Here is a 21,034-nt window from a genome sequence, read left to right on the forward strand (position 1 = left end):
TGGGGGCCCACGCGTACGAAGAGCGTCAGTCGATGGTGGTGGTCAGGCGGCCAACGCGGCCGTCGGCGAGCGGGATCGTCTCCCATTGCAGAAGACCCGGCACGACCGGGATCTCGGGGCTATGGTTGCCGCCGGTCTGGAAGCGCACCTGCTGGTAGGGCCGCTCGAACCAGCCCGACCGCGCCAGCCCCGCCTCGGCCGAGGCGATCTCGGGACTGGCGAAGCGCCACAGCGAGTCTCCCAGATAGTCGCTGGCGTCCACCCGCCACGAGGCCAGCCGCGAGGGCGAGGCGGCCAGCAGGCGATGGGTGGCGTCGCAGACCAGGTGCACGGCCTGGGACGAGGTCTCGACCAGCCGCCGGATCGCCGCGTCGCTGTCCTCGCCGGCCTTCGCCGCGATCAGGGCCGCGATCCGCTCGCGATGGGCCTCGTCGGGCTCGTGCTCGCCGCTCTCCCAGCGCGACACCGTGCCCTGCGAAACGGCCAGCAGATCGGCCACGGCGCCCTGCTTGACGGCGTTCAGCCGTCGGAAGCGGCGCAGCGCCAGGCCGATGGGCAGGTCGTGGATCATGGACCCCAGTCTAGCCCAGCCCCAGGGCGTCGGCCATCCGCACCAGATCGGCGAAGGTGCGGGCCGCCATCTTCCGCATCACCGAGCCGCGATGGATCTTCACCGTCACCTCGCTCAGCGACAGGTCGTGGGCGATCTGCTTGTTCATGCGGCCGGTCGTGGCCAGGGCCATGATCTGGCGTTCGCGCGGGCTGAGGCTGGCATAGGCCGCGCGCAGGGCCACCACATCGGCGTCCCCGGCGCGGCGGGCGGCGTCGCGTTCGAGGGCGGTGTTGACCGCGTCCAGCATGTCCTGCTCGCGGAACGGCTTGGCCAGGAAGTCGACGGCCCCGGCCTTCATGGCCTGCACGCTCATCGGGATGTCACCGTGGCCGGTCATCAGCACCACCGGCAGGCGCACGCCCAGGGCTTCCAGGCGGGCCTGGAAGTCGAGGCCGCTGAGGCCCGGCAGCCGCACGTCCAGCACCAGGCAGCCGGGCGTGTCGCCGACATCGGCTTCCAGGAACTGCTGGGCCGAGCCGTAGCCGCGCGCGTCCAGCCCCACCGAGCGGAACAGGCTCTCCAGCCCGCCGCGCAGCGAGGCGTCGTCGTCGATGACGTGGACGGCGGGCGGTCGGCTCATGCGGCCTCCCCGCCCTCGGCCGCCAGGTCCAGCCGGGCGCGGACGGCGGCGTGGGCTTCGGCGGTCAGGCCATGGCCGCGCACGACGAAGGCGGCGACCAGCCCCACGACCAGCGGAGCCCAGATGGCCAGGGCCGCGATGGCGGCCAGGGCGGCCGGCGGCTGCACGACGGCCTTGGCCTGGAAGCCGGCCGCGCCGAGCACGGCGAAGGCCGCCGCCGGCCCGATGACCGCGCCCAGCTTGTTGGAGTTGGCGAACAGGGCCGACAGCAGGCCCGTGTGGTCGACGCCGGTCCGCAGTCGTTCCTCGTCGCCGACGTCGGCCAGCATCGAGCGCACCAACACCGGCCCGGCCGACAGGGTGGCCCCGAACAGCAGCATCAGCGCGGCACCCGCCGGCAGCGGGCCGAAGGGCGCCAGATGGACCACCGCCAGCAGCGCCGCATAGGCCAGGAAGGCGATCATGGCGGCCTTGTGCTTGCCCAGCGCCCCGCCCAGTCGGCTCCACAGCCACACGCCCGCCAGCGATCCGGCGTTGGTGGCGAACAGCAGCACCGCCGCCTGCGCGGTCGACAGGCCCCGTCCGGCCCCGAAGTAGAAGAAGAACATCGCCCCGTTGGTGGCGACCGCCATGCCGATCAGCAGGTCGACGGCCAGCAGCCGCGCGACGCTTGGACGAACCAGCAGCTTCAGATAGGCGGCCAGGGCGACCTTGGGGCGCGGCCCCGACGGCGGCTCGGGCGCCAGCAGCAGGGCCAGGATCACGCCCAGGGGCGCGGCGACCAGGATGAACCTGCCCATGGCCGGCACGATGGCGGCCGCATCGCCGCGCAGGCCGGGCAGCATCGGCAGGGCCGAGATCACCAGGCTGCCGACCAGATAGGCCGCCTGCCACCAGCCGAAGACGCTGTTGCGCTCGGCATAGTCGCCGCTCAGCGCCACGCCCCACCCCAGCTGGGCCACGAAACAGATCGACCAGGCCGCATAGACCCCGACCAGGCTGACGACCAGCCAGGCCATGCCCGCCCCGGCGGGCGGCATGAACAGGCTCCAGACGCTGACCAGCAGCAGCGGCGCTCCCAGCGCCATCCACAGCTTGAAGCGGCCAAAGCGCGAGCGCGTGCGGTCCATGGCCGCGCCGATCAGCGGGTCGAAGCCGATGTCGAGCAGGCGGACGATGGCGAAGGCGGCGCCGACCGCGGCCACCGGCAATCCGCGCTCGCCCACATAGAAGGCCGGCAGGAAGATCAACAGCGGCAGGCTGATCCCGGCGAAGCCGACGCTGGGCGCGGCATAGGCGGCCTTGGTCAAGATGCGCATGGATCCCCCGCGAGCCGGTCGTCGCCCCCGACGTCTCCGGCGGGGACGGTGAAGCCGACGATCGCCCCGCCGTCTTGTACGTTCCGGGCCTCGATGGACCCGCCGTGCGCCTCGACGATCGAGCGGCAGATCGACAGGCCCATGCCCATGCCCGTGGCCCTGGTGGTGAAGAAGCTGTCGAACAGATGCGGCAGGGCCGCCGCGGGGATCCCCGGTCCGGTGTCCTCGACATCGACCCGCACCAGCCCCTCGCCCAGCGCGGCAGCGCGCAGGGTCACCTGGCGCCGGACGCTGTCGGCGGCGGCCATGGCCTGCAGGGCGTTCATCGCCAGATTGACCACCACCTGCTGCAGCTGGGTGCGGTCGCCGGTGACCAAGGGCAGGCCTGGCGGCAGGTCGAGCACCAGGCTCGCGCCCCGCCCCTGGATCTCGTGGCCAAGGAACTGGGCGGCTTCCGCGACCAGTTCCGGGATCACGATCGGCTCGCGGCGCGGCTCGCCGCGCTGGGCCATCTGGCGGATGCGGGCGATGATGTCGGCAGCCCGGCGGGCGTCGGCGACCATCCGCGTGTTGAGCACCCTGGCCTCGCCGACGTCGGGCTCGGCGCGGCCCAGCCAGCGCAGCCCCGCCTCGCCGTTGGTGACGATCGCCGCCAGCGGCTGGTTGACCTCGTGGGCGATCGAGGCGGTCAGCTCGCCCAGCATCGCCACCCGCGCGGCATGGGCCAGGTCCGCCTGGGCCTTCTCCAGCGCGCGGCGGGCGGCGGCCTGCTCGGAAATGTCGATGACCCCGACCAGCACCGTGCCCCGGCCCTTGTTCTGGGTGGGCCAGGCCACGGTCAACAGGGCCTCCAGCGGGGCCCCGTCGGCGCGCGACAGCACCGTCTCGGCGACGAAGTTGGGGCGGTTGGCGATAGCCGCCATCAGGCTGGCGGCGAACACCCCCTGACTGGCTTCGGGCCAGAACGGTCCGATCGACGCGCCGACCAGATCCCCGCGCGCCACCCCGAACATCTCCAGGGTCTTGTCGTTGACGTCGACGACGCGAGTGGAGTCGATGGCCGCCCGGAGGAAGTCCGGGTTGGCGGCGAAATAGGCGCGCGGATCGACGGGGCCGGCGTTGAACAGGTCCTCCAGCATCCGCCGCACGCCGCTGAAGTCGAGATCCCAGAACGAGGCGGCCGTGGCGTGGAAAAGGTTGCGATAGCGGTGCTCGGTCTCCAGAGCCTCGCGAACCTCGCGCTCCAGGCCGCCCAGGTCGCGGCCGATCTCGACCACGTCGCGCACCGCCCCGTCTGCGGCGCGCCTGACCCGCCAGCGCACCTGCACGCGAAGCGCCCGGCCGTCAGCGGCGAGGCGGGCGACCTCGCCCTCCCACGCCCCGTCCGCCAGCAACCGCCGCTCGATCTCGGCGACGGTCAGCGGATGGCGGGTGCCGAGCAGGTCATGGATCGAGCGGCCGAGGGCCTCGTCGCGCGCAAAGCCGTACAGGGCCTGCGCCCCGGCGTTCCAGCCGACCACCCGGCCCCGCGCGTCGCGCACGACGACGCCGTCTTCGACCATGTCGAGGATCGACGCATCGTCCCTGTCCATCCCGGTCCGCCTCCCCGCGTCCCTCGCCTCACGCCTTACTGACCGGCCCGCCGCGCGCCGGAAACCCCCGTTCGGGTGTCAGCGCCCCGCCAGCGCCCTTTCCAGGCAGTCGAGCAGGTCGTCGGCCGCGAACGGCTTGCGCAGCACGCACAGCGCCCCGCTCTGCGCCGCCTTGGCCAGCAGCGCCGTCTCGGTGCGCGCGGTGATGATCACGACCGGCGGCCCCATCGCCGCCGCCCGCAGCTGAAGAGCCAGGTCCACGCCGCTGAGGCCGGGCAGACGGATGTCGGTGATCAGGCAATCGGCCGCCTGCGCCTCGCCGGACTCCAGAAAGGCCTCGGCCGACCCGTGCCCCGTGCCGACATGGCCGATCGACCGCACCAGCGCGATCAGGGCCTCGCGCAGCGAGGTGTCGTCATCGATGATCGCGATCCGCGCAGGGCTGGCCAAGGCCTGGTCCTTCCTCGGCCCGCGACGCCCGCCGGCCCTCGCCCCCTTGTTTCCACGCCCAGGCCCGGCGCGAAATCATACGGAAGTGTTAGGCCTGCGCTAAAGCGGCAGTTGCACCGTGCTCTTGACCTCTTCCAGCACCGCGTACGTGCGGGTCTCACGCACGCCCGGCATCTTGACCAGGATGTCGCCGAGGAAGCTGCGATAGGCGTCCATGTCGCGCACCCGCGCCTTGATCAGATAGTCGAAGCCGCCGGCCACCATGTGGCACTCCAGCACCTCGGGCGCGCGGCGGATGGCGGCGGCGAAGTCCTCGAACACCTCGCCGGTCGTGCGGTCCAGCACCACCTCGACGAAGATCAGCAGCGCCCGGTCGACCTTGGCCGGATCCAGCAGGGCCGCGTAGCCGGTGATGAAGCCGCGCTCGCGCAGGCGCCGCACCCGGTCGAAGGTCGCCGCCGGCGACAGATTGCAGCGCTTGGCCAGCTCGGCGTTCGTGATCCGGCCGTCGGCTTGCAGCACGCGCAGGAGCCGGCGATCGGTGTCATCTAGAGCGGACATGGATTTTCGTCACTTTCAGCGAAGATAATTTTGAAAATAGCGATAACAAACAAAGCACCTTCGGAACGAAGAGGCCTACACCCTCAATCGCCCTAGCGAAGCTTCCCCCACGCCGTTCCCCCCAGTCGGCGCGCTTCGCCAAGGACCTCCCGCTCGGCGGGAAAGCTCGCCACGCATCCCCCAGCGTCGGCGACGAGCGGAAGGGACGCGCGAGTCCCCCCGAGACGCGTCCCTTCCAGTGCTCCCCTTCCCTCAGCCCGCCGGCTCCTCGTAACCTGTCGTTCGCCGACCCGCGTCCATGCGCGCCGCGACGCCCTGTCGCGGGGCTTTTCGCGCGCCTGGAGCAGACGACGTTTTTCGACGTTTACGCCGAACAGGATACGGAAGCCAGAGCCAACAAACGAAGCACCTTCGATCATAGCCGGGCTACAGCGACGATAAATCATTAGCGAGGCGCATCATGGCCGATTGGGATTCCCTGGACGACGGCAAGTACCGTGACGAGAAGGCGGTGATCGCCGACCTGCTGGCCGCGGGCCCCTTGTCCAGCGAGGATCGCGCCGCCGTCCGCGCCGAGGCCGAGGCCCTGGTGCGCGGCGCCCGCCGTTCGGTCCGCAAGCAGGGCGTGGTCGAAAGCTTCCTGCAGGAGTTCAGCCTGGGCACCCGCGAGGGCCTGGCCCTGATGTGCCTGGCCGAAGCCCTGCTGCGCACCCCCGACGACGACACCCGCGACCGCCTGATCGCCGAGAAGATCGGCTCGGCCGACTGGGCCAGCCACCTGGGCGGCTCCGACAGCCTGTTCGTCAACGCCTCGACCTGGGGCCTGATGCTGACCGGCAAGATCGTCGAGCCCGACGATGAGGCGCAGAAGGACCTGCCGGCGTTTATCAAAAAGATCGCCGGCCGCCTGGGCGAGCCGGTCATCCGCGCCGCCGTGGGCCAGGCCATCCGCATCATGGGCGAACAGTTCGTCCTGGGCCGCACCATCGAGGCGGCCATCAAGCGTGCGGCGAACGAAGACACGATGTGCTCGTTCGACATGCTGGGCGAAGGCGCCCGCACCGCCGCCGACGCGGCCCGCTACGAGAAGTCCTACGCCGACGCCATCGAGACGGTCGGCAAGCTGTCGAACAGGGCCGGCCCCGAAGCCGGTCACGGCGTGTCGGTGAAGCTGTCGGCCCTGTGCCCGCGCTACGAGGCCACCCACGAGGACCGCGTGTGGGAGGAGCTCTATCCCCGCACCCTGCGCCTGGCCCTGATCGCCGCCAAGTACGACATCAACTTCACCATCGACGCTGAAGAGGCCGATCGCCTGGCCCTGTCGCTGAAGCTGCTCGACAAGCTGTGCCGCGAGCCGGCCCTGGCGGAGTGGAAGGGCCTCGGCCTGGCCGTGCAGGCCTACCAGAAGCGCTGCGGCGAGGTGATCGCCCGCCTGAAGGCGCTGTCGGAAGAGACCGGCCGCCGCCTGATGGTGCGCCTGGTCAAGGGCGCCTACTGGGACAGCGAGATCAAGCGCGCCCAGGTCGCCGGCCGCCCGGACTATCCGGTCTACACGACCAAGCCCGCCACCGACCTGTCGTACCTGGTCAACGCCAAGGCCCTGATCGGGGCCGCGCCCCACCTCTACGCTCAGTTCGCCACCCACAACGCCCACACCCTGGCGGCCGTGGTGCGCATGGCCAAGAACGCCGGCGTCAGGATCGAGCACCAGCGCCTGCACGGCATGGGCGAGGCGCTCTACAAGGCCGCCGACGACCTCTATGACGGCATCACCCTGCGCGCCTACGCCCCCGTCGGCGGGCACGAGGACCTGCTGCCCTACCTGGTGCGCCGCCTGCTGGAGAACGGCGCCAACACCAGCTTCGTCCACGCCCTGCTCGACGAGCGGGTGCCGGTCGAGAAGGTGGTCACCGACCCGATCGACGTGGTCGAGGCCCACCCCGACCGTCACGCCAAGATCCCCCCCCCGATCGACGTCTATGGCGAAGGCCGCAAGAACAGCGCTGGCCTGGACCTGTCGACCCGCGCCGACCGCTACCGCCTGTCGGCGGCGGTGAGCGTGCTGGACGCAGCCCCGCTGCAGTCGGGCCCGCTGGTCGGCGGCAAGATGGAAGCCGGCGGCCCGCCGCTGCCGGTGGTCTCGCCCGTCGACGCCGGCCGCGTGGTCGGCGCGGTGTCGGAAGCCCAGCTGCCGCAGATCGACAAGGCCTTCAAGCTGGCCCGCGCCGCCCAACCGGCCTGGGACCAGGCCGGCGGCCCGGCCCGCGCCAAGGTGCTGCGCGCCATGGGCGACGCCCTGGAAGCCAATATCGAGCGCCTGATCGCCATCCTGTCGCGCGAAGCCGGCAAGACGCTGTCGGACGGCATCGCCGAGGTGCGCGAGGCGGTCGACTTCTGCCGCTACTACGCGGTGCTGGCCGAAAAGCAGTTCGGCGAGCCCGAGGTGCTGAAGGGTCCGGTCGGCGAGACCAACACCCTTGGCCTGGCCGGTCGCGGCGTCTTCGTCTGCATCAGCCCGTGGAACTTCCCGCTGGCCATCTTCACCGGCCAGATCGCCGCGGCCCTGGCCGCCGGCAACGCCGTGGTCGCCAAGCCGGCCGAGCAGACGCCGATCATCGCCTACGAGGCCGTGAAGCTGTATCACGCCGCGGGCCTTGACCCGCGCCTGCTGGCTCTGCTGCCCGGCCGCGGCGAGACCGTCGGCGCGGCCTTGACCGCCCATGAGGGCCTGGACGGCGTGGCCTTCACCGGCGGCACCGACACGGCCTGGCGGATCAACCAGACCCTCGCTCAGCGGCAAGGCCCGATCGTGCCGTTCATCGCCGAGACCGGCGGCCTGAACGGCATGTTCGTCGACACGACGGCGCAGCGCGAACAGGTGATCGACGACGTGATCGTCTCGGCCTTCGGTTCGGCCGGCCAGCGCTGCTCGGCCCTGCGCCTGCTGTTCCTGCCGCACGACACCGCTGACCACATCATCGAGGGTCTGAAGGGCGCCATGGACGCCCTGGTGGTGGCCGACCCGGCCGACGCCTCGACCGACGTCGGCCCGGTGATCGACGCCGACGCCAAGGACGCGCTGGAAAAGCACCTGGCCCGCCTCAAGCACGAGGCCAAGGTGCTGCACGCCCTGGAGGCCCCGGCCGGCGGAACTTTCTTCGGTCCGGTGCTGGCCGAAATCCCGGCCGCCGACTTCCTCGAGCGCGAGGTGTTCGGCCCGATCCTGCACGTGGTCCGCTACAAGCCAGAGGACCTGGAGCAGGTGGCCGGCGCCCTGGCGGCCCGCCGCTACGGCCTGACGCTCGGCGTGCACTCGCGCATCCAGGCCTTCGCCGACGAAGTGGTGCGCCTGGTTCCGGCCGGCAACGCCTACGTCAACCGCACCATGACCGGCGCGGTGGTGGGCGTGCAGCCGTTCGGCGGCGAGGGCCTGTCGGGCACCGGCCCCAAGGCCGGCGGCCCCCACGCCCTGCTGCGCTTCGCCGTCGAGCGCGCGCTCAGCGTCAACATCACCGCCCAGGGCGGCGACCCGGCGCTGCTGAACCTCTGACTTGACGTCCCCGGCCATGGGCGAGACTCTTCGCCCATGGCCGACGGCTTCGACATCCATATCGACGAAGAGCAAGCCGCCCGGCTCCAGGCCGTGGCGGACCAGCTTGGCCTGTCGGCCGCCGACTATGCGAGGTCGCTGATCGATGCCGGGCTGGAGGACTTGCCCCCCGGAACGATCGACCCCGATCCGGCCATCGACCGGGCTATCGTGGCCAAGGCCAGGGAAACCGGAAACACCGTGCCCTGGGCCCAAGTGCGCGATCGTCTACGCGCTCGCCATCGCTGAACCGCACTGCCCGTGCGCCCCGTCGATCTTTCGCCTGAGGCCGAGATCGACGTGGAGCGACTGCACGACTTTCTATTCGAAAAGAACCCAAGGGCGGCGGCGCGTCTGGTCGAAACCCTGGACCGCGCCTTCACGAGTCTCGCCTCGGTGTCGGACAGGGGACGGGATCTGGGCGAAGGCCTGCGCGAGCTGAGCGTGCGGTTTGGCGGCCGCTCCTACGTCGTACGCTACGCATCCGACCCGGACGGCGTGATCGTCACCCGGATCTGGCACGGGCTGGAGCAGCGGTAGACGGCTGCTCACCGGCATGCACAATCTCCGGTGCAGTTCTCGGGGAGCCTTCGCCATGCGTTTCCTGCCGCCAGCCCTGATCGCCGCCGCGCTGCTGGCGCCCGCCGTCGCCCTGGCCCAGGTCGGGCCGATCGCCGGCGACTGGTACGGCGACCTGCAGGCCGGCCCCAACAAGCTGCCTCTGGTGTTCCACGTCCAGGCCGACGGCGCCGCCAGCGTCGACAGTCCCGCGCAGGGCGCCCTCGGGCTGAAGGCCAAGGCCGCCTTCGCCGACGGCAAGGCGACCCTGACCCTGATCCTGCCCGCCACCTTCGAGGGCCAGCTCTCGGCCGACGGCAAGACGCTGGCCGGGAACTGGCTGCAGAACGGCGCCAGCCTGCCGCTGGCCATGAGCCGCACGCCGCCGGCGGTGGTTCCCGCCAACCGCCCGCAGACGCCCAAGCCGCCCTTCCCCTACCGCGCCGAGGAGGTGTCCTACGCCAATCCGGCCTCGGGCCTGAAGCTGGCCGGGACCCTGACCCTGCCGCAGGGCCAGGGCCCCTTCCCCGTCGCCGTGCTGATCACCGGCTCGGGCTCGCAGGACCGGGACGAGACCCTGTTCGAACACAAGCCGTTCCTGGTGCTGGCCGACGCCCTGACCCGCAGGGGCGTGGCCGTCCTGCGCGTCGATGATCGCGGCGTGGGCGGCTCGGAGCGCGGCGAGCTCAAGACCGCAACCAGCCTGGACTTCGCCACCGACGTGACGGCCGGCGTGGCCTTCCTGCGCGGCCGCAAGGACATCGACGCCGATCGCGTGGGCCTTATCGGCCACAGCGAGGGCGGGCTGATCGCCCCCATCGTGGCCGCCAAGGATCCGAGGATCGCCTTCGTCGTGCTGCTGGCCGGAACCGGCGTGCCGGGAAGCGAGGTGATGAAGACCCAGTCGCGCGACATCGCCCTGGCCGGCGGCGCGCCCCCCGCCCAGGCCGAAGAGCAGGCCCGGCTGATCGGCGAAGCCAATACCGTGGCGCTGAGCGAACCAGATCTCGGCAAGGTCGGGCCGCGCGTCGTCGCCCTGCTCACCGAGAGGGGCGCGCCGCCCGCCACGGCCGAGGTCCAGGGACGGCTTCTGAGCCTGCCCTGGTACCGCGCCTTCCTGACGCTGGCGCCCGCCGACTACCTGCGTCAGGTCCGCACCCCGGTGCTGGCCGTCAACGGCGAGAAGGACACCCAGGTCTCGGCCAGCCAGAACCTGCCGGCGATCAAGGCCGCCCTGACGGGCGCCAAGGACGTGACGATCCTGCCCCTGCCCGGCCTGAACCACCTGTTCCAGACCGCCAGGACCGGCGCGCCGAGCGAGTACATGCAGATCGAGGAGACGATCGCGCCATCGGCCCTGACCGCCATCGTCGACTGGACCGTGGCCCGCGCCGGCAAGCCGCCCCATCGGCAGGCCGATTAACTTCATCAATTTTATTTAATCGCTGGACCGCGCCCGTCCCGCTCCGCTAACGTCCTCGCAAATCACAAGTGGGGAGACACCGGGAATGCTTTCGCGACGCGCGATCCTGGCCGCCGGCGCGGCCGGCCTGACGGCGGGTTCCGCCGCCCTTCCGACCCTGGCCGCGGCGCGCAAGGGCTTCGTGAAGGTCGAGCAAGGCCGCCTCAGCCTGGACGGCAAGCCGTATCGCTTCGTCGGCGCCAACCTCTGGTACGGCGCCTGGCTGGGCGCCCCGGCCGCCTTCGGCGACCATGCCCGCCTGACCCGTGAGCTCGACAAGCTGCAGTCGCTGGGCGTGACCAACCTGCGCGTCCTGGGCGCGGGCGAGCGTTCGCCGGCCAAGGTGGCCATGGACCCCACCTTCCGCGGCCCGGGCGAGGACTACGACCAGACCCTGCTGACGGGCCTGGACGTGCTGCTGGCCGAGATGGCCAAGCGCGGCATGAAGGCCGTCATCTACGTCAACAACTTCTGGGACTGGTCGGGCGGCATGCCGGCCTATCTGAACTGGACCGGCAACGGGACCTGGTTCCAGCAAGGCGACCCGGCCCATCCCTGGCCCGCCTTCGCCGACTACTCGGCCCGCTTCTACGCCGACGAGAAGGCCAACGCGCTCTTCCGCCACTATGTGAAGACCCTGGTCGGGCGCACCAGCACCGTCACCGGCAAGCCCTATCGCGACGATCCCACGATCATGGCCTGGCAGCTGGCCAACGAGCCCCGCCCGGCCGGCAGCGAGGAATTCGGCAAGGCCAACCGCCCCGCCTACGACGCCTGGATCGACGGCACCGCCCGCTTCATCAAGTCCATCGACGCCAACCACCTGGTCTCCAGCGGCAGCGAGGGCGACATGGGCTGCCTGGGCAGCGAGGCCTGCGTGGTCGAAAGCCACAAGACCCCGGCCATCGACTACCTGACCCTGCACGTCTGGCCCAACAACTGGAGCTGGATCTCGATGACCGACCAGCCGGCCACCTACGAGGCGGGCGCGGCCCGCTCGCGCGACTACATCCGCCGCCACATCGCCCTGGCCAAGTCGATGGGCAAGCCGCTGACCATCGAGGAGTTCGGTCTGATCCGCGACGGCCGCGCCTTCGCGCCCGGCTCGCCGGTGACCTTCCGCGACCGGTTCTACAGGATGGTGTTCGACGAGGTTGAGGCCGACATGAAGGCCGGCGGGCCGACGGCGGGCGTCAACTTCTGGGCCTGGAACGGCGAGGGCCGCGCCCAGCACGCCGACGCCTGGTTCAAGAAGGGCGACCGCTCCTATGTCGGCGATCCCCCGCAGGAGGAGCAGGGCCTGTTCGGCGTCTTCGACGCCGACGCCTCGACGCTGGCCATCATCCGCGACCACGCCAAGGCGGTGAAGGCGATCTAGCGTCCCAACGCCCGCCGCAGCCAGGTCAAGGCGCCGCCCTTTCGGTGGTCCCTGGCGACGCTGTCGCCGAAGTCGTGGCCGGCGTCGATCGCCCGGCGCAGCACCTCGCGGTGGGCGTCGAGCATGCGGTCATAGGCCTTGAGCGTCTGCGCGGCGTCGGCCACGCGGGCCATGTCGAGGTCCAGGCCCTCCAGATAGGGCTGCGGCAGCCTGCGGATGTCGAAGTCGCGCCCGCCGCCCTCGGCCTCGTGGTCGGGCTCCAGCGCGTACCACCAGGTCAGCGCCCGGGCCCCCTTCCAGCTGTGGTAGATCTTCACGCCGTCGTGGCTGAGCATCAGCTTGCGCCTGTTCACGCCCATGGGGTCTCCCGCTCTGGTCGGCCGATCAGAGCGCGGGATTCACGACGGTCTCAACCATGCCCGTAAACGAAACCGCCGCCCTCGCGGGAACGAGGACGGCGGCTTTGGCGATCAGGCGCGAAGGATCAGGGCTGGGAAGCGCCCGCATCCCCCTCGTCGGTCAGGTTGAACTCGTACCAGACGCCGTTGAGGACGCCGAAGGCGAGGGCCAGGCCGAGGCCGAGAACCCAGGTGAAGTACCACATGATCTAGGCTCCTCTTTCTTCAGTACAGGGCCGGGTCGGTCTTCAGGGCCGCGCTGCTCGTGCGGCCCCACAGCACCCGGTAGACGAAGGCGGTGTAGGCCAGCACCACCGGCATCAGCACCACCACCACGACCAGCATGATGAACAGGGTCGTGTGGCTGGACGAGGCGTTCCAGACTAGGAAGCTGGAGTGGGCGTCGACCGTGCTGGGCAGGATGAACGGGAACATCGACAGGCCGCTGGTGGCGATGATGCCCGCGGCCGAGGCCGAGGAGCCGCCGAAGGCCAGGCCTTCCTGTCGCTTCCAAAGGCCGAAGGTCGCGAAGGCCGCGCCGACGAAGCCCAGGACCGGGGCGATGGTCATCCACGGATAGCGGCCGAAGTTGTCGAACCATGCGCCCGGCGCGGCGACGGCCGTGGCCCGCAGCGGGTTGGACGGACCAGCCGGATCGACCACGCCCTCGAGCCGGAAGCCGAGGCGCATGGCAAGCAGGCCGCCCAGCGCGAACAGCACGATGCTGGCGATCCCCGCGACCAGGCCGAACTTGCGGGCGCGGTCGACGATCGGGCCCTTCTCGGCCTTCACCGCCAGCCAGGCCGAACCGTGCAGCACCAGCATCGCGGTCGACAGCAGGCCGCAGACCAGGGTGAAGGGCGTGAACAGCTCGAAGAAGTGGCCGTGGTAGGTGCTGCGCAGATCGCTGTCGAGGTGGACCGGTACGCCCTGCAACACGTTGCCGACGGCGACGCCGAACACCAGGGCCGGCACGAAGCTGCCGACGAACAGCGACCAGTCCCAGAACGAGCGCCACTTGGCGTCCGGCCGCTTGGACCGGTACTTGAAGCCCACGGGCCGCATGATCATCGCCGACAGCACCAGGAACATGGCCAGGTAGAAGCCCGAGAAGCTGGCGCCGTACACCATCGGCCAGGCCGCGAAGATCGCCGCCCCGCCGGTGATGAACCACACCTGGTTGCCTTCCCAGGTCGAGCCGATGGTGTTGATCACCGTGCGCCGCTCGTCATCGTTGCGGCCGATGAAGGGCAAGAGGGCGCCGACGCCCATGTCGAAGCCGTCGGTCAGGGCGAAGCCGATCAGCAGCACGCCCAGGAGGCCCCACCAGATCAGGCGAAGGGTCGGGTAGTCGAGGGGGAGTTCCATCTAGCGGTCTCCTTTAGGCGACGGCTTCGGCGACGACGGGCGCGCCGGATTCCGGGGGGAAGGCGTCCTGCTCGGCGAACGGACCCTTCTTGATGGTCTTCAGGATCAGCCCGACCTCGACCACCGCCAGGGCGCCGTAGAGCAGGGTGAAGCCGACGATGCTGGCGATCAGCTGGGGAACACTGAGGCTGGAGGGCGCCAGGAAGGTGGGCAGGACCCCTTCCACGGCCCAGGGCTGACGCCCGACCTCGGCCAGCACCCAGCCCAGTTCCGTGGCGATCCAGGGCAGCGGGATGGCCAGCACCGCCAAGCGCAGGAACCACTTGGTCTCGTGCCTGCGCAGGGTGACCAGCACGAAGGCGGTGGCGAAGAGGGCGATCATCAAGAGGCCCGTGCCGGCCATGATGCGGAAGGCCCAGAACATCACCGGCACGTTGGGCACGGTGTCCCAGGCGGTCTTGGCGATCAGCTCCTTCGAAGCCGTGCGCGGGTCCTCGACGTGGCGCTTGAGCAGCAGGGCGTAGCCCAGGTCTCGGCGGTTGGCCTCGAAGACGCCCCGGGCGGCCAGATCCTGCGGATCAGCCTTCAGCTTCTCCAGCGCGTCGTAGGCCACGACGCCGCGCTCGATGCGATCCTCAGCCGTGGCCACCAGTTCGAAGATGCCTTCGACCGGCTTGTCGACGCTGCGCGTGGCGATCAGGCCCAGCACGTAGGGGATCTTGATCTCGGCGTGGGTCTTGCGATCGGCCAGGCTGGGGATGCCGATGGCGGTCAGGCCGGCCGGCGCGGGCTCGGTCTCCCACATGGCCTCCAGCGCGGCCAGCTTCATCTTCTGGTTGTCGGTCAGGGCGTAGCCGCTCTCGTCGCCCAGGACGACGACCGACAGGGCCGAAGCCAGGCCGAAGGCGGCCGCGACGGTCATCGAGCGCTTGGCCACGCCCGTCCACCGGCCCTTGAGCAGGTAGAAGGCCGAGACGCCCAGCACGAAGACGGCGGCGATGGTGTAGCCGGCGCTGACGGTGTGCACGAACTTGGCCTGGGCCACGGGGTTGAAGATCACCGCCTTGAAGTCGGTCACCTCCATCCGCATCGTGTCGGGATTGAAGGCCGCGCCGACCGGGTTCTGCATCCAGCCGTTGGCGACCAGGATCCACAGGGCCGACAGGTTGGTGCCCAGGGCCACCAGGAAGGTGACCAGCAGGTGGGTCACAGGCTTCAGCTTGTCCCAGCCGAAGAACATCAGGCCCACGAAGGTCGCTTCCAGGAAGAAGGCCATCAGGCCCTCGATGGCCAGCGGGGCGCCGAAGATGTCGCCCACATAGTGCGAGTAGTACGACCAGTTCATGCCGAACTGGAATTCCATGGTCAGGCCCGTGGCCACGCCCAGGACGAAGTTGATGCCGAACAGCGCGCCCCAGAACTTGGTGACCGTGCGCCAGATCGGGCGCTTGGTCATGACGTAGACCGCCTCCATGATGAACAGCATGAAGGACAGCCCCAGCGTCAGGGGCACGAAAAGGAAGTGGTACAGGGCCGTGAGGGCGAACTGCAGGCGGGATAAATCGACGACGGCGGGATCCATGCGTAGCTCCGGTGTCGGACGGCGATCGGTCGCGCCGCACGAGCATCTCGCCTTAGGCGTGTTTCCGATAGGGGTCTTTGATGCGGATCAAGGCCTTCCCACAATGAGACGCTAAAGCCTGGCCATGACCGTTCGGACCCCCGTCGAGACCGAGATCCTCACGCTCGCGCGCCCGTGGCTGCGAAGCTTGAACAGGACAACCTCCGCGTTCAGCCGCGCCGCCTCGGCGTGGCGCCTGGCCGACGTCGTCGGGGCCGCCGGTTTCGCCGCCGGCCTGGCCTTCGGGGTCGACGCCCTGACCCGCAGCCTGACCGAGGCCCTGCCCTTCCTGGCCCTGGCGCTGGTCTCGGCCCTGGCTCGCGGCGCCCTGGCGGCCAAGGCCACTCGCGCCGGAGCGCAAGCCGCCGCTCGAGCCAAGGCCCACGCCCGCCGGCAGGCCGCCGCCTCGCTGCTGGCGCCCGGCGCGCCGCGCGGCGGCGCGGCCGTCACCGCCGTGATGGAAGGCGTCGAGGCGCTGGACGGCCACTTCTCGCGCTTCGCTCCGGCCCGCAGCGCCTCGGCGGTCGCGCCGCTGCTGCTGATCGGCCTGACCGCCCTCGCCAGCCCGGTCTGTGCGGGCGTCCAGCTCTTCACCCTGCTGCCATTCATCGCCGCCATGGCCCTGGCCGGCATGGCGGCCGCCGACGCCTCGCGCCGGCAGTTCCTGGCCCTGGAGCGGCTGTCGGCCCTGTTCCTCGACCGCGTGCGCGGCCTGCCGGTGGTGCTGGCCTTCCAGGCCGAGACCCGGGTGACGACGGGCCTGGCCCAGGCCGCCCAGGACCTTTCGCGCCGCACCCAGGCGGTGCTGCGCGTGGCCTTCTTCTCGTCGGCGGCGCTGGAGTTCTTCGCCGCCCTGTCGGTGGCGCTGGTCGCGGTCTACTGCGGCTTCAACCTGCTGCGCCTGCTGCCCTTCCCCGTCCCCGAGACGCTGGACCTGAAGCGGGCCTTCTTCGCCCTGGCCCTGGCGCCGGAGGTCTACGCCCCGATGCGCCGCCTGGCCGCGGCCTATCACGACCGCCAGGCCGCCGAGTCCGCCGCCCTGACCCTGGCCCGCCTGCCCGTTCCCGCCCCGGCGCCCGCGCCGCTGGACCTGCCGACCGCCCCGGAGATCCGTTTCGAGGCCGTCGGCGTGACCTATCCCGGCGGCGAGGCGGCGGTGTTCGAAGGCTTCGACCTGGTCGCCCCGGCCGGCCGGATCACCGCCCTGCTCGGCCCCAGCGGCTGCGGCAAGACCACCCTGCTGAACCTGCTGACCGGCCTTGCGCCCCTGACCGCCGGCGAGGTGCGGGTGGGCGAGGCCAGGCTTTCGGAGGCCGGCGCCTTCGCCGCCGACCTGGCCTGGGCCGGCCAGTCGCCGCTGCTGCTGGCCGGAACCCTGGCCGACAACCTGGCCATGGCCCGGCCCGACGCCTCGCGGGAAGACCTCGAGGCCGCCGCCCGCGCCGCCGGCCTCTCCGACCTGCTCGACCGCCGCGGCGGGCTCGACGCGCCGCTGGACGAACGCGGCGGCGGCCTGTCGGGCGGCGAGCGCCGACGCTTGGGGATAGCCCGCGCCCTGCTGAAACCCGCGCCCATCCTGCTGCTGGACGAGCCGACAGCCGATCTTGACGCCGACGCAGAGGCGCAGATGATCGAGGCGATCCGGCGAGCCGCCGCCGGTCGCACCACCCTGATCGCCACCCATTCCGAGGCCCTGGCGGCCGTCGCCGACCAGGTGGTGCGCCTGTGACCAAGAGCCCGCTTTCCAGACTGATCGCCGAGCAGCGCCGCCGCCAGGCCGGCCCGCTGATCCTGGCCGCCGCCGCCGCCGTCGTGGTCGGGGCCGGCTCGACCGCGCTCCTCGGCCTGTCGGGATGGTTCATCACCGGCGCGGCCCTGGCCGGAGCGGCCGGGCTGGCGACGGCCCAGGCCTTCAACGTGCTGCTGCCCAGCGCCACGATCCGCCTGCTGGCCATCCTGCGCACCGTCGCCCGCTACGGCGAGCGCCTGCAGAGCCACGCCGCCGCGCTGGACGCCCTGGCCGCCATACGCCCGCGCCTGTTCGCCGCCCTGGCCGCCGCTCCGCCCCGCGAGGCCCTGGCTGTCTCGCGCGGCGAGGCCGCCGCCCGCCTGGTGCAGGACGTCGACGCCGTCGAGACCCGCTTCGTGCGCCTGTCCGCGCCCTGGGGCGCGGCCGCCGGGATCGGCATGGCCGTGGCGCTGTCGGCCCTGGCCGGGATCGGGCCGGCGCTCGCCATCCTGACCGCCGTCGCCCTGCACCTGATCCTCGCCCGCCTTCTGACCCGGCGGCTCAGCGCCCCGGCCGGCGCGGCGATCCAGGTCGCGGCCGGGGAACTCAAGGAAGCCCTGGCCGCCTTCGCCGCCGCCGCGCCCGAGCTGAAGGTCTACGGCGCGCAAGGTCCCGCGCTGGACCGCATCGCGGCGCTGGGCGACCGGCTGGACGCGCTGAAGGTGCGCGCCGCCCGCGCCCAGGGGCTGGTCGGCCTGCTGGAAGGCGCGCTGACCGGCGTGGCGATCGCCGCCGTGTTGGCCCTGGCCTCCCCAGCCTCGGCGCCGCTGGCCGCGCTGGCCGCCCTGGCCGCGGTGATGGCCATCGAGGCCGCCGCCCCGATCGCCCGCGCCTTCGAGCAGGACGGCGCCGCCGAGGCCGCCGGCGAGCGGCTGGACGCCCTGCTGCGCTACACGTCCGTCAAAGAGGCCCCCTCCTCCGTCGGCCGCCCCGCCCTGCGCCTGCAGGGCCTGGACCTGGCTCCCGGCGCGCGCCTGGCCCTGACTGGGCCCACCGGTAGCGGCAAGACCACCCGGCTGGAGCAGTTGCTCGGCCTGCGCCCCGCTCCGGCGGGTGCCTTCGCCCTCGACGGCCAGGACGGCGCGGCCCTGCCGCCGACCGCGCTGCGCCCGGCCTTCGCCTACGCCCCGCAGGACGCCGCCCTGCTGGCCGGCACGGTGCGCGAGAACCTGAAGCTGGCCGCTCCGGCCGCCACGGACGAGGCCCTGTGGGGCGCCCTCGAAGACGCGGCCCTGGCCGAACGGGTCCGCGCCCTGCCCCAGGGGCTGGACACTTGGCTGGGCGAGGCCGGCGAGCGGCTGTCGGGCGGCGAGCGCCGGCGCCTGTCGCTGGCCCGCGCCCTGCTGCGCGACGCCCCCTGGCTGCTGCTGGACGAGCCGACCGAGGGGCTGGACCCGACGACCGAGGCCCTCGTCGTGGCGCGGCTGGACGCGCGGCTGCGCCTCAGCGGGCAAGGCCTGTTGCTGGTCAGTCACCGTCCGGCCCCGCTGAGGCTCTGCGAACGGGCGATGGCGGTGGAAACGGTGTCGCCGCCCGCCGGGTCGGCTATAAGCCGGCGCATGATCGAACCGGCGAAGTCTTGAGGCCCATGGCCGCCGCCCCGCGCTCTCCCGGCCCGCTGCACAGCGAGCTTCGCCCCGGCGTGTTCCTGGCCTCGGCCACGATGATCGCCGCCTGCGCGCTGCTCTTCTTCGCCTTGCCCAGCCGCTACGCCGCCCCGGCCGCCTTCCTGCTGTTCGTGCCGTCGGTGCTGGTCAGCGCAGCGCTCGGCGGCCTCGTGCCTGGTCTGATCTCGACGGTCGTAGCCTCGGCCATCGTGTGGTTCCTGACCTTCTCGCCGCATCCCGACCAGGCGACGGCGGTGTCGAGCATCGTGTTCCTGATGATCGGGGTGGGCATGTCGATCGGCGGCGGCTGGTTCCACGCCGCCCGGCGCCGCACTGTGGCCATGACCAGCCACCTGCGCTCGATCCTCGACACCGTGCCCGACGCGGTGGTCGTCATCGATCCGCGCGGGATCATGACCTCGTTCAGCCCGGCGGCCGAGCGCCTGTTCGGCTGGACCGCCGCCGAGACCGTGGGCCGAAACGTCAGCATGCTGATGCCCGAACCGCACCAGAGCGCCCACGACGGCTATCTGGCGCGCTACGAGCAGACCGGCGAGAAGCGGGTGATCGGCGTGGGCCGCGTGGTCACCGGCCAGCGCCGCGACGGCACGACCTTCCCCATGGAACTGGCGGTCGGCGAGACCAAGGGTCCGACCCGCGCCTATACCGGCTTCATCCGCGATCTGACCGAGCGCCACGCCACCGAGGCCCGCCTGCAGGAACTGCAGGGCGAACTGGTGCACGTCTCGCGCCTGACCGCCATGGGCGAGATGGCCACCACCCTGGCCCACGAGCTGAACCAGCCGCTGTCGGCCATCGCCAACCTGCTGACCGGCTCGCGCCGGCTGATGGATCGCGGCCGGCCCGAAGACCAGGCCAAGGTGCGCGACGCCATCGACCGCGCCTCCGACCAGGCGCTGCGGGCGGGCGACGTGATCCACCGCATGCGCGAGTTCGTGCGTCGCGGGGCCACCGAGCGCGACATCGAAAGCCTGTCGGAACTGGTCGACGACGCCCGCGCCCTGGCCCTGATCGGCGTGCGCGAAGGCCAGGCCGAGGTCCGCATCGCCCTGGACGAGACCTGCGACGCGGTGTTCGCCGACCGGGTGCAGATCCAGCAGGTGCTGGTCAACCTGATCCGCAACGCCGTCGAGGCCATGGACGGCCAGCCCGTGAGGCGTCTGTCGGTGGCCAGCCGGCGGCTGGATGACGGGACGATCGAGGTGGCCGTGGCCGACACCGGCGCCGGCGTCGACGACGAGTTCCGCGAGCGCCTGTTCCAGCCGTTCATGACCACCAAGGCCGAGGGCATGGGCGTGGGCCTGTCGATCTCGCGCTCGATCATCGAGGCCCACGGCGGCCGCATCTGGGCCGACGCCAATCCGGACGGCGGCACGGTGTTCCGCTTCACCCTGCCGCCCGCCCCAGGCCCCTCCAAGACCCGCACGCCTGCAGCCGACCAGGAGACGATTTGATGAGCGACGCCGTTGTGCACGTGGTCGACGACGACGCCGACGCCCGCGACTCCCTGGCCTTCCTGCTGGAGACGGCCGACTTCCGCGTGCGCACCTACGCCAGCGCCCTGGCCTTCCTGACCGAGCTGCCCGAGGCCGAGCCCGGCTGCGTGATCACCGACGTGCGCATGCCCGGCATGACCGGCCAGGAACTGGTGCGCCGCCTGAAGGCCGAGGGCTCGGGCCTGCCGGTGGTGATGATCACCGGCCACGGCGACATCCCGATGGCGGTGGAAGCCATGCGCGACGGCGTCGTCGATTTCATCGAAAAGCCGTTCTCCGAGGCCCGCATCCTGGCGGCGCTGGAGCGCGCCCTTGCGGCGGCTCCCCAGCCCACGGTCAGCGACGACCAGGCCCAGGTGCTGGCCCGCATGGAAACCCTGTCCGAGCGCGAGCGTCAGGTGCTGGACGGCGTGGTGGCCGGCCACCCCAACAAGATCATCGCCCGCGACCTCGGCATCAGCCCGCGCACGGTCGAGATCTACCGCGCCAAGCTGATGAGCAAGATGCACGCCGACAACCTGGCCGCCCTGGTGCGGATGACGCTGTCGGTTCGCTAGGCGCCCTCCGGCCCTCCGGGCCACCTCCCGGATCTGGGCCGGCGCTCTGGATGCTCCCCCGCTGGGGGAGCTGTC

General features: G+C 71.5%; 19 protein-coding genes. 9 read left to right on the top strand and 10 right to left on the bottom strand.

Annotated features, from left to right (window positions below):
• Positions 1–25: 25 nt before the first annotated feature.
• The 6 genes from G5B46_RS09215 to G5B46_RS09240 all read right to left on the bottom strand — a co-directional run bounded on the left by G5B46_RS09215 (position 26) and on the right by G5B46_RS09240 (position 5,115).
• Entirely contained in the window at positions 26–571 is a 546-nt protein-coding gene (locus G5B46_RS09215; RefSeq protein ID WP_165258003.1) for a helix-turn-helix transcriptional regulator, read from the bottom strand.
• Between the two features lie 10 nt (positions 572–581).
• The gene (locus G5B46_RS09220; RefSeq protein WP_165258005.1) at positions 582–1,193 is read right to left on the bottom strand and encodes a response regulator transcription factor; all 612 of its coding nucleotides are present in this window, start codon (positions 1,191–1,193) and stop codon (positions 582–584) included.
• Positions 1,190–2,512, bottom strand: a complete 1,323-nt coding sequence (locus G5B46_RS09225; protein ID WP_165258007.1) for an MFS transporter — start codon at positions 2,510–2,512, stop codon at positions 1,190–1,192. Before G5B46_RS09225 ends, G5B46_RS09220 begins: the two co-directional genes overlap by 4 nt.
• Complete coding sequence (locus G5B46_RS09230; protein ID WP_165258009.1) at positions 2,500–4,104, bottom strand: ATP-binding protein; 1,605 nt, start codon at positions 4,102–4,104, stop codon at positions 2,500–2,502. Before G5B46_RS09230 ends, G5B46_RS09225 begins: the two co-directional genes overlap by 13 nt.
• A 78-nt stretch (positions 4,105–4,182) precedes the next feature.
• On the bottom strand, positions 4,183–4,554 hold the full coding sequence (locus tag G5B46_RS09235; protein ID WP_165258011.1) for a response regulator: 372 nt from the start codon (positions 4,552–4,554) through the stop codon (positions 4,183–4,185).
• Between the two features lie 99 nt (positions 4,555–4,653).
• A complete protein-coding gene (locus G5B46_RS09240) occupies positions 4,654–5,115 on the bottom strand; it encodes an Lrp/AsnC ligand binding domain-containing protein (protein ID WP_058348359.1) in 462 nt (153 codons plus the stop codon).
• Positions 5,116–5,575: 460 nt separating this feature from the next.
• Here G5B46_RS09240 and putA point away from each other — a divergent pair, with 460 nt between their 5' ends.
• The 5 genes from putA (at position 5,576) to G5B46_RS09265 (ending at position 12,102) form a co-directional block, all read left to right on the top strand.
• Positions 5,576–8,665, top strand: coding sequence for a bifunctional proline dehydrogenase/L-glutamate gamma-semialdehyde dehydrogenase PutA (putA, locus tag G5B46_RS09245; RefSeq protein ID WP_165258013.1), 3,090 nt, complete (start codon positions 5,576–5,578; stop codon positions 8,663–8,665).
• A 36-nt stretch (positions 8,666–8,701) separates the two neighbouring features.
• Complete coding sequence (locus tag G5B46_RS09250; RefSeq protein WP_165258015.1) at positions 8,702–8,953, top strand: antitoxin; 252 nt, start codon at positions 8,702–8,704, stop codon at positions 8,951–8,953.
• A gap of 12 nt (positions 8,954–8,965) precedes the next feature.
• Positions 8,966–9,244: a type II toxin-antitoxin system RelE/ParE family toxin gene (locus G5B46_RS09255; RefSeq protein ID WP_346764891.1), complete on the top strand. Its 279-nt coding sequence runs from the start codon at positions 8,966–8,968 to the stop codon at positions 9,242–9,244.
• 55 nt (positions 9,245–9,299) lie between these two features.
• Positions 9,300–10,685, top strand: a complete 1,386-nt coding sequence (locus G5B46_RS09260) for an alpha/beta fold hydrolase (RefSeq protein WP_165258019.1) — start codon at positions 9,300–9,302, stop codon at positions 10,683–10,685.
• 85 nt (positions 10,686–10,770) lie between these two features.
• On the top strand, positions 10,771–12,102 hold the full coding sequence (locus G5B46_RS09265) for a mannanase (protein ID WP_165258021.1): 1,332 nt from the start codon (positions 10,771–10,773) through the stop codon (positions 12,100–12,102).
• On the opposite strand, the gene G5B46_RS09270 is transcribed toward G5B46_RS09265, so the two are convergent.
• The 4 genes from G5B46_RS09270 to G5B46_RS09285 form a co-directional block, all read right to left on the bottom strand.
• Positions 12,099–12,461 carry a hypothetical protein gene (locus G5B46_RS09270; protein ID WP_165258023.1) on the bottom strand — a complete coding sequence of 121 codons (363 nt, stop codon included), beginning with the start codon at positions 12,459–12,461 and terminating at the stop codon, positions 12,099–12,101. The genes G5B46_RS09265 and G5B46_RS09270 overlap by 4 nt on opposite strands.
• Positions 12,462–12,586: 125 nt before the next feature.
• Positions 12,587–12,706 carry a cytochrome bd-I oxidase subunit CydX gene (gene cydX / locus G5B46_RS09275; protein ID WP_165258025.1) on the bottom strand — a complete coding sequence of 40 codons (120 nt, stop codon included), beginning with the start codon at positions 12,704–12,706 and terminating at the stop codon, positions 12,587–12,589.
• Between the two features lie 19 nt (positions 12,707–12,725).
• A complete protein-coding gene (gene cydB / locus G5B46_RS09280) occupies positions 12,726–13,868 on the bottom strand; it encodes a cytochrome d ubiquinol oxidase subunit II (protein ID WP_165258027.1) in 1,143 nt (380 codons plus the stop codon).
• Between the two features lie 13 nt (positions 13,869–13,881).
• Positions 13,882–15,450: a cytochrome ubiquinol oxidase subunit I gene (locus G5B46_RS09285; RefSeq protein ID WP_165258029.1), complete on the bottom strand. Its 1,569-nt coding sequence runs from the start codon at positions 15,448–15,450 to the stop codon at positions 13,882–13,884.
• Between the two features lie 124 nt (positions 15,451–15,574).
• Here G5B46_RS09285 and cydD point away from each other — a divergent pair, with 124 nt between their 5' ends.
• Genes cydD through fixJ form a run of 4 tightly spaced genes read left to right on the top strand, consistent with a single transcriptional unit; the run spans position 15,575 to position 20,959 of the window.
• The gene (cydD, locus tag G5B46_RS09290) at positions 15,575–17,218 is read left to right on the top strand and encodes a thiol reductant ABC exporter subunit CydD (RefSeq protein ID WP_165258031.1); all 1,644 of its coding nucleotides are present in this window, start codon (positions 15,575–15,577) and stop codon (positions 17,216–17,218) included.
• A complete protein-coding gene (locus tag G5B46_RS09295; RefSeq protein ID WP_165258033.1) occupies positions 17,215–18,861 on the top strand; it encodes an ATP-binding cassette domain-containing protein in 1,647 nt (548 codons plus the stop codon). The genes cydD and G5B46_RS09295 overlap by 4 nt, the downstream gene beginning before the upstream one ends.
• Positions 18,862–18,866: 5 nt before the next feature.
• Positions 18,867–20,360 (top strand): PAS domain S-box protein, encoded by a 1,494-nt coding sequence (locus G5B46_RS09300; protein ID WP_165258035.1) that lies wholly within the window; start codon positions 18,867–18,869, stop codon positions 20,358–20,360.
• Positions 20,360–20,959 carry a response regulator FixJ gene (gene fixJ, locus G5B46_RS09305; RefSeq protein ID WP_165258037.1) on the top strand — a complete coding sequence of 200 codons (600 nt, stop codon included), beginning with the start codon at positions 20,360–20,362 and terminating at the stop codon, positions 20,957–20,959. The genes G5B46_RS09300 and fixJ overlap by 1 nt, the downstream gene beginning before the upstream one ends.
• Positions 20,960–21,034: the final 75 nt, after the last annotated feature.

Source organism: Caulobacter sp. 602-2 (genome assembly GCF_011043625.1).
In the GTDB taxonomy this organism is placed as follows: domain Bacteria; phylum Pseudomonadota; class Alphaproteobacteria; order Caulobacterales; family Caulobacteraceae; genus Caulobacter.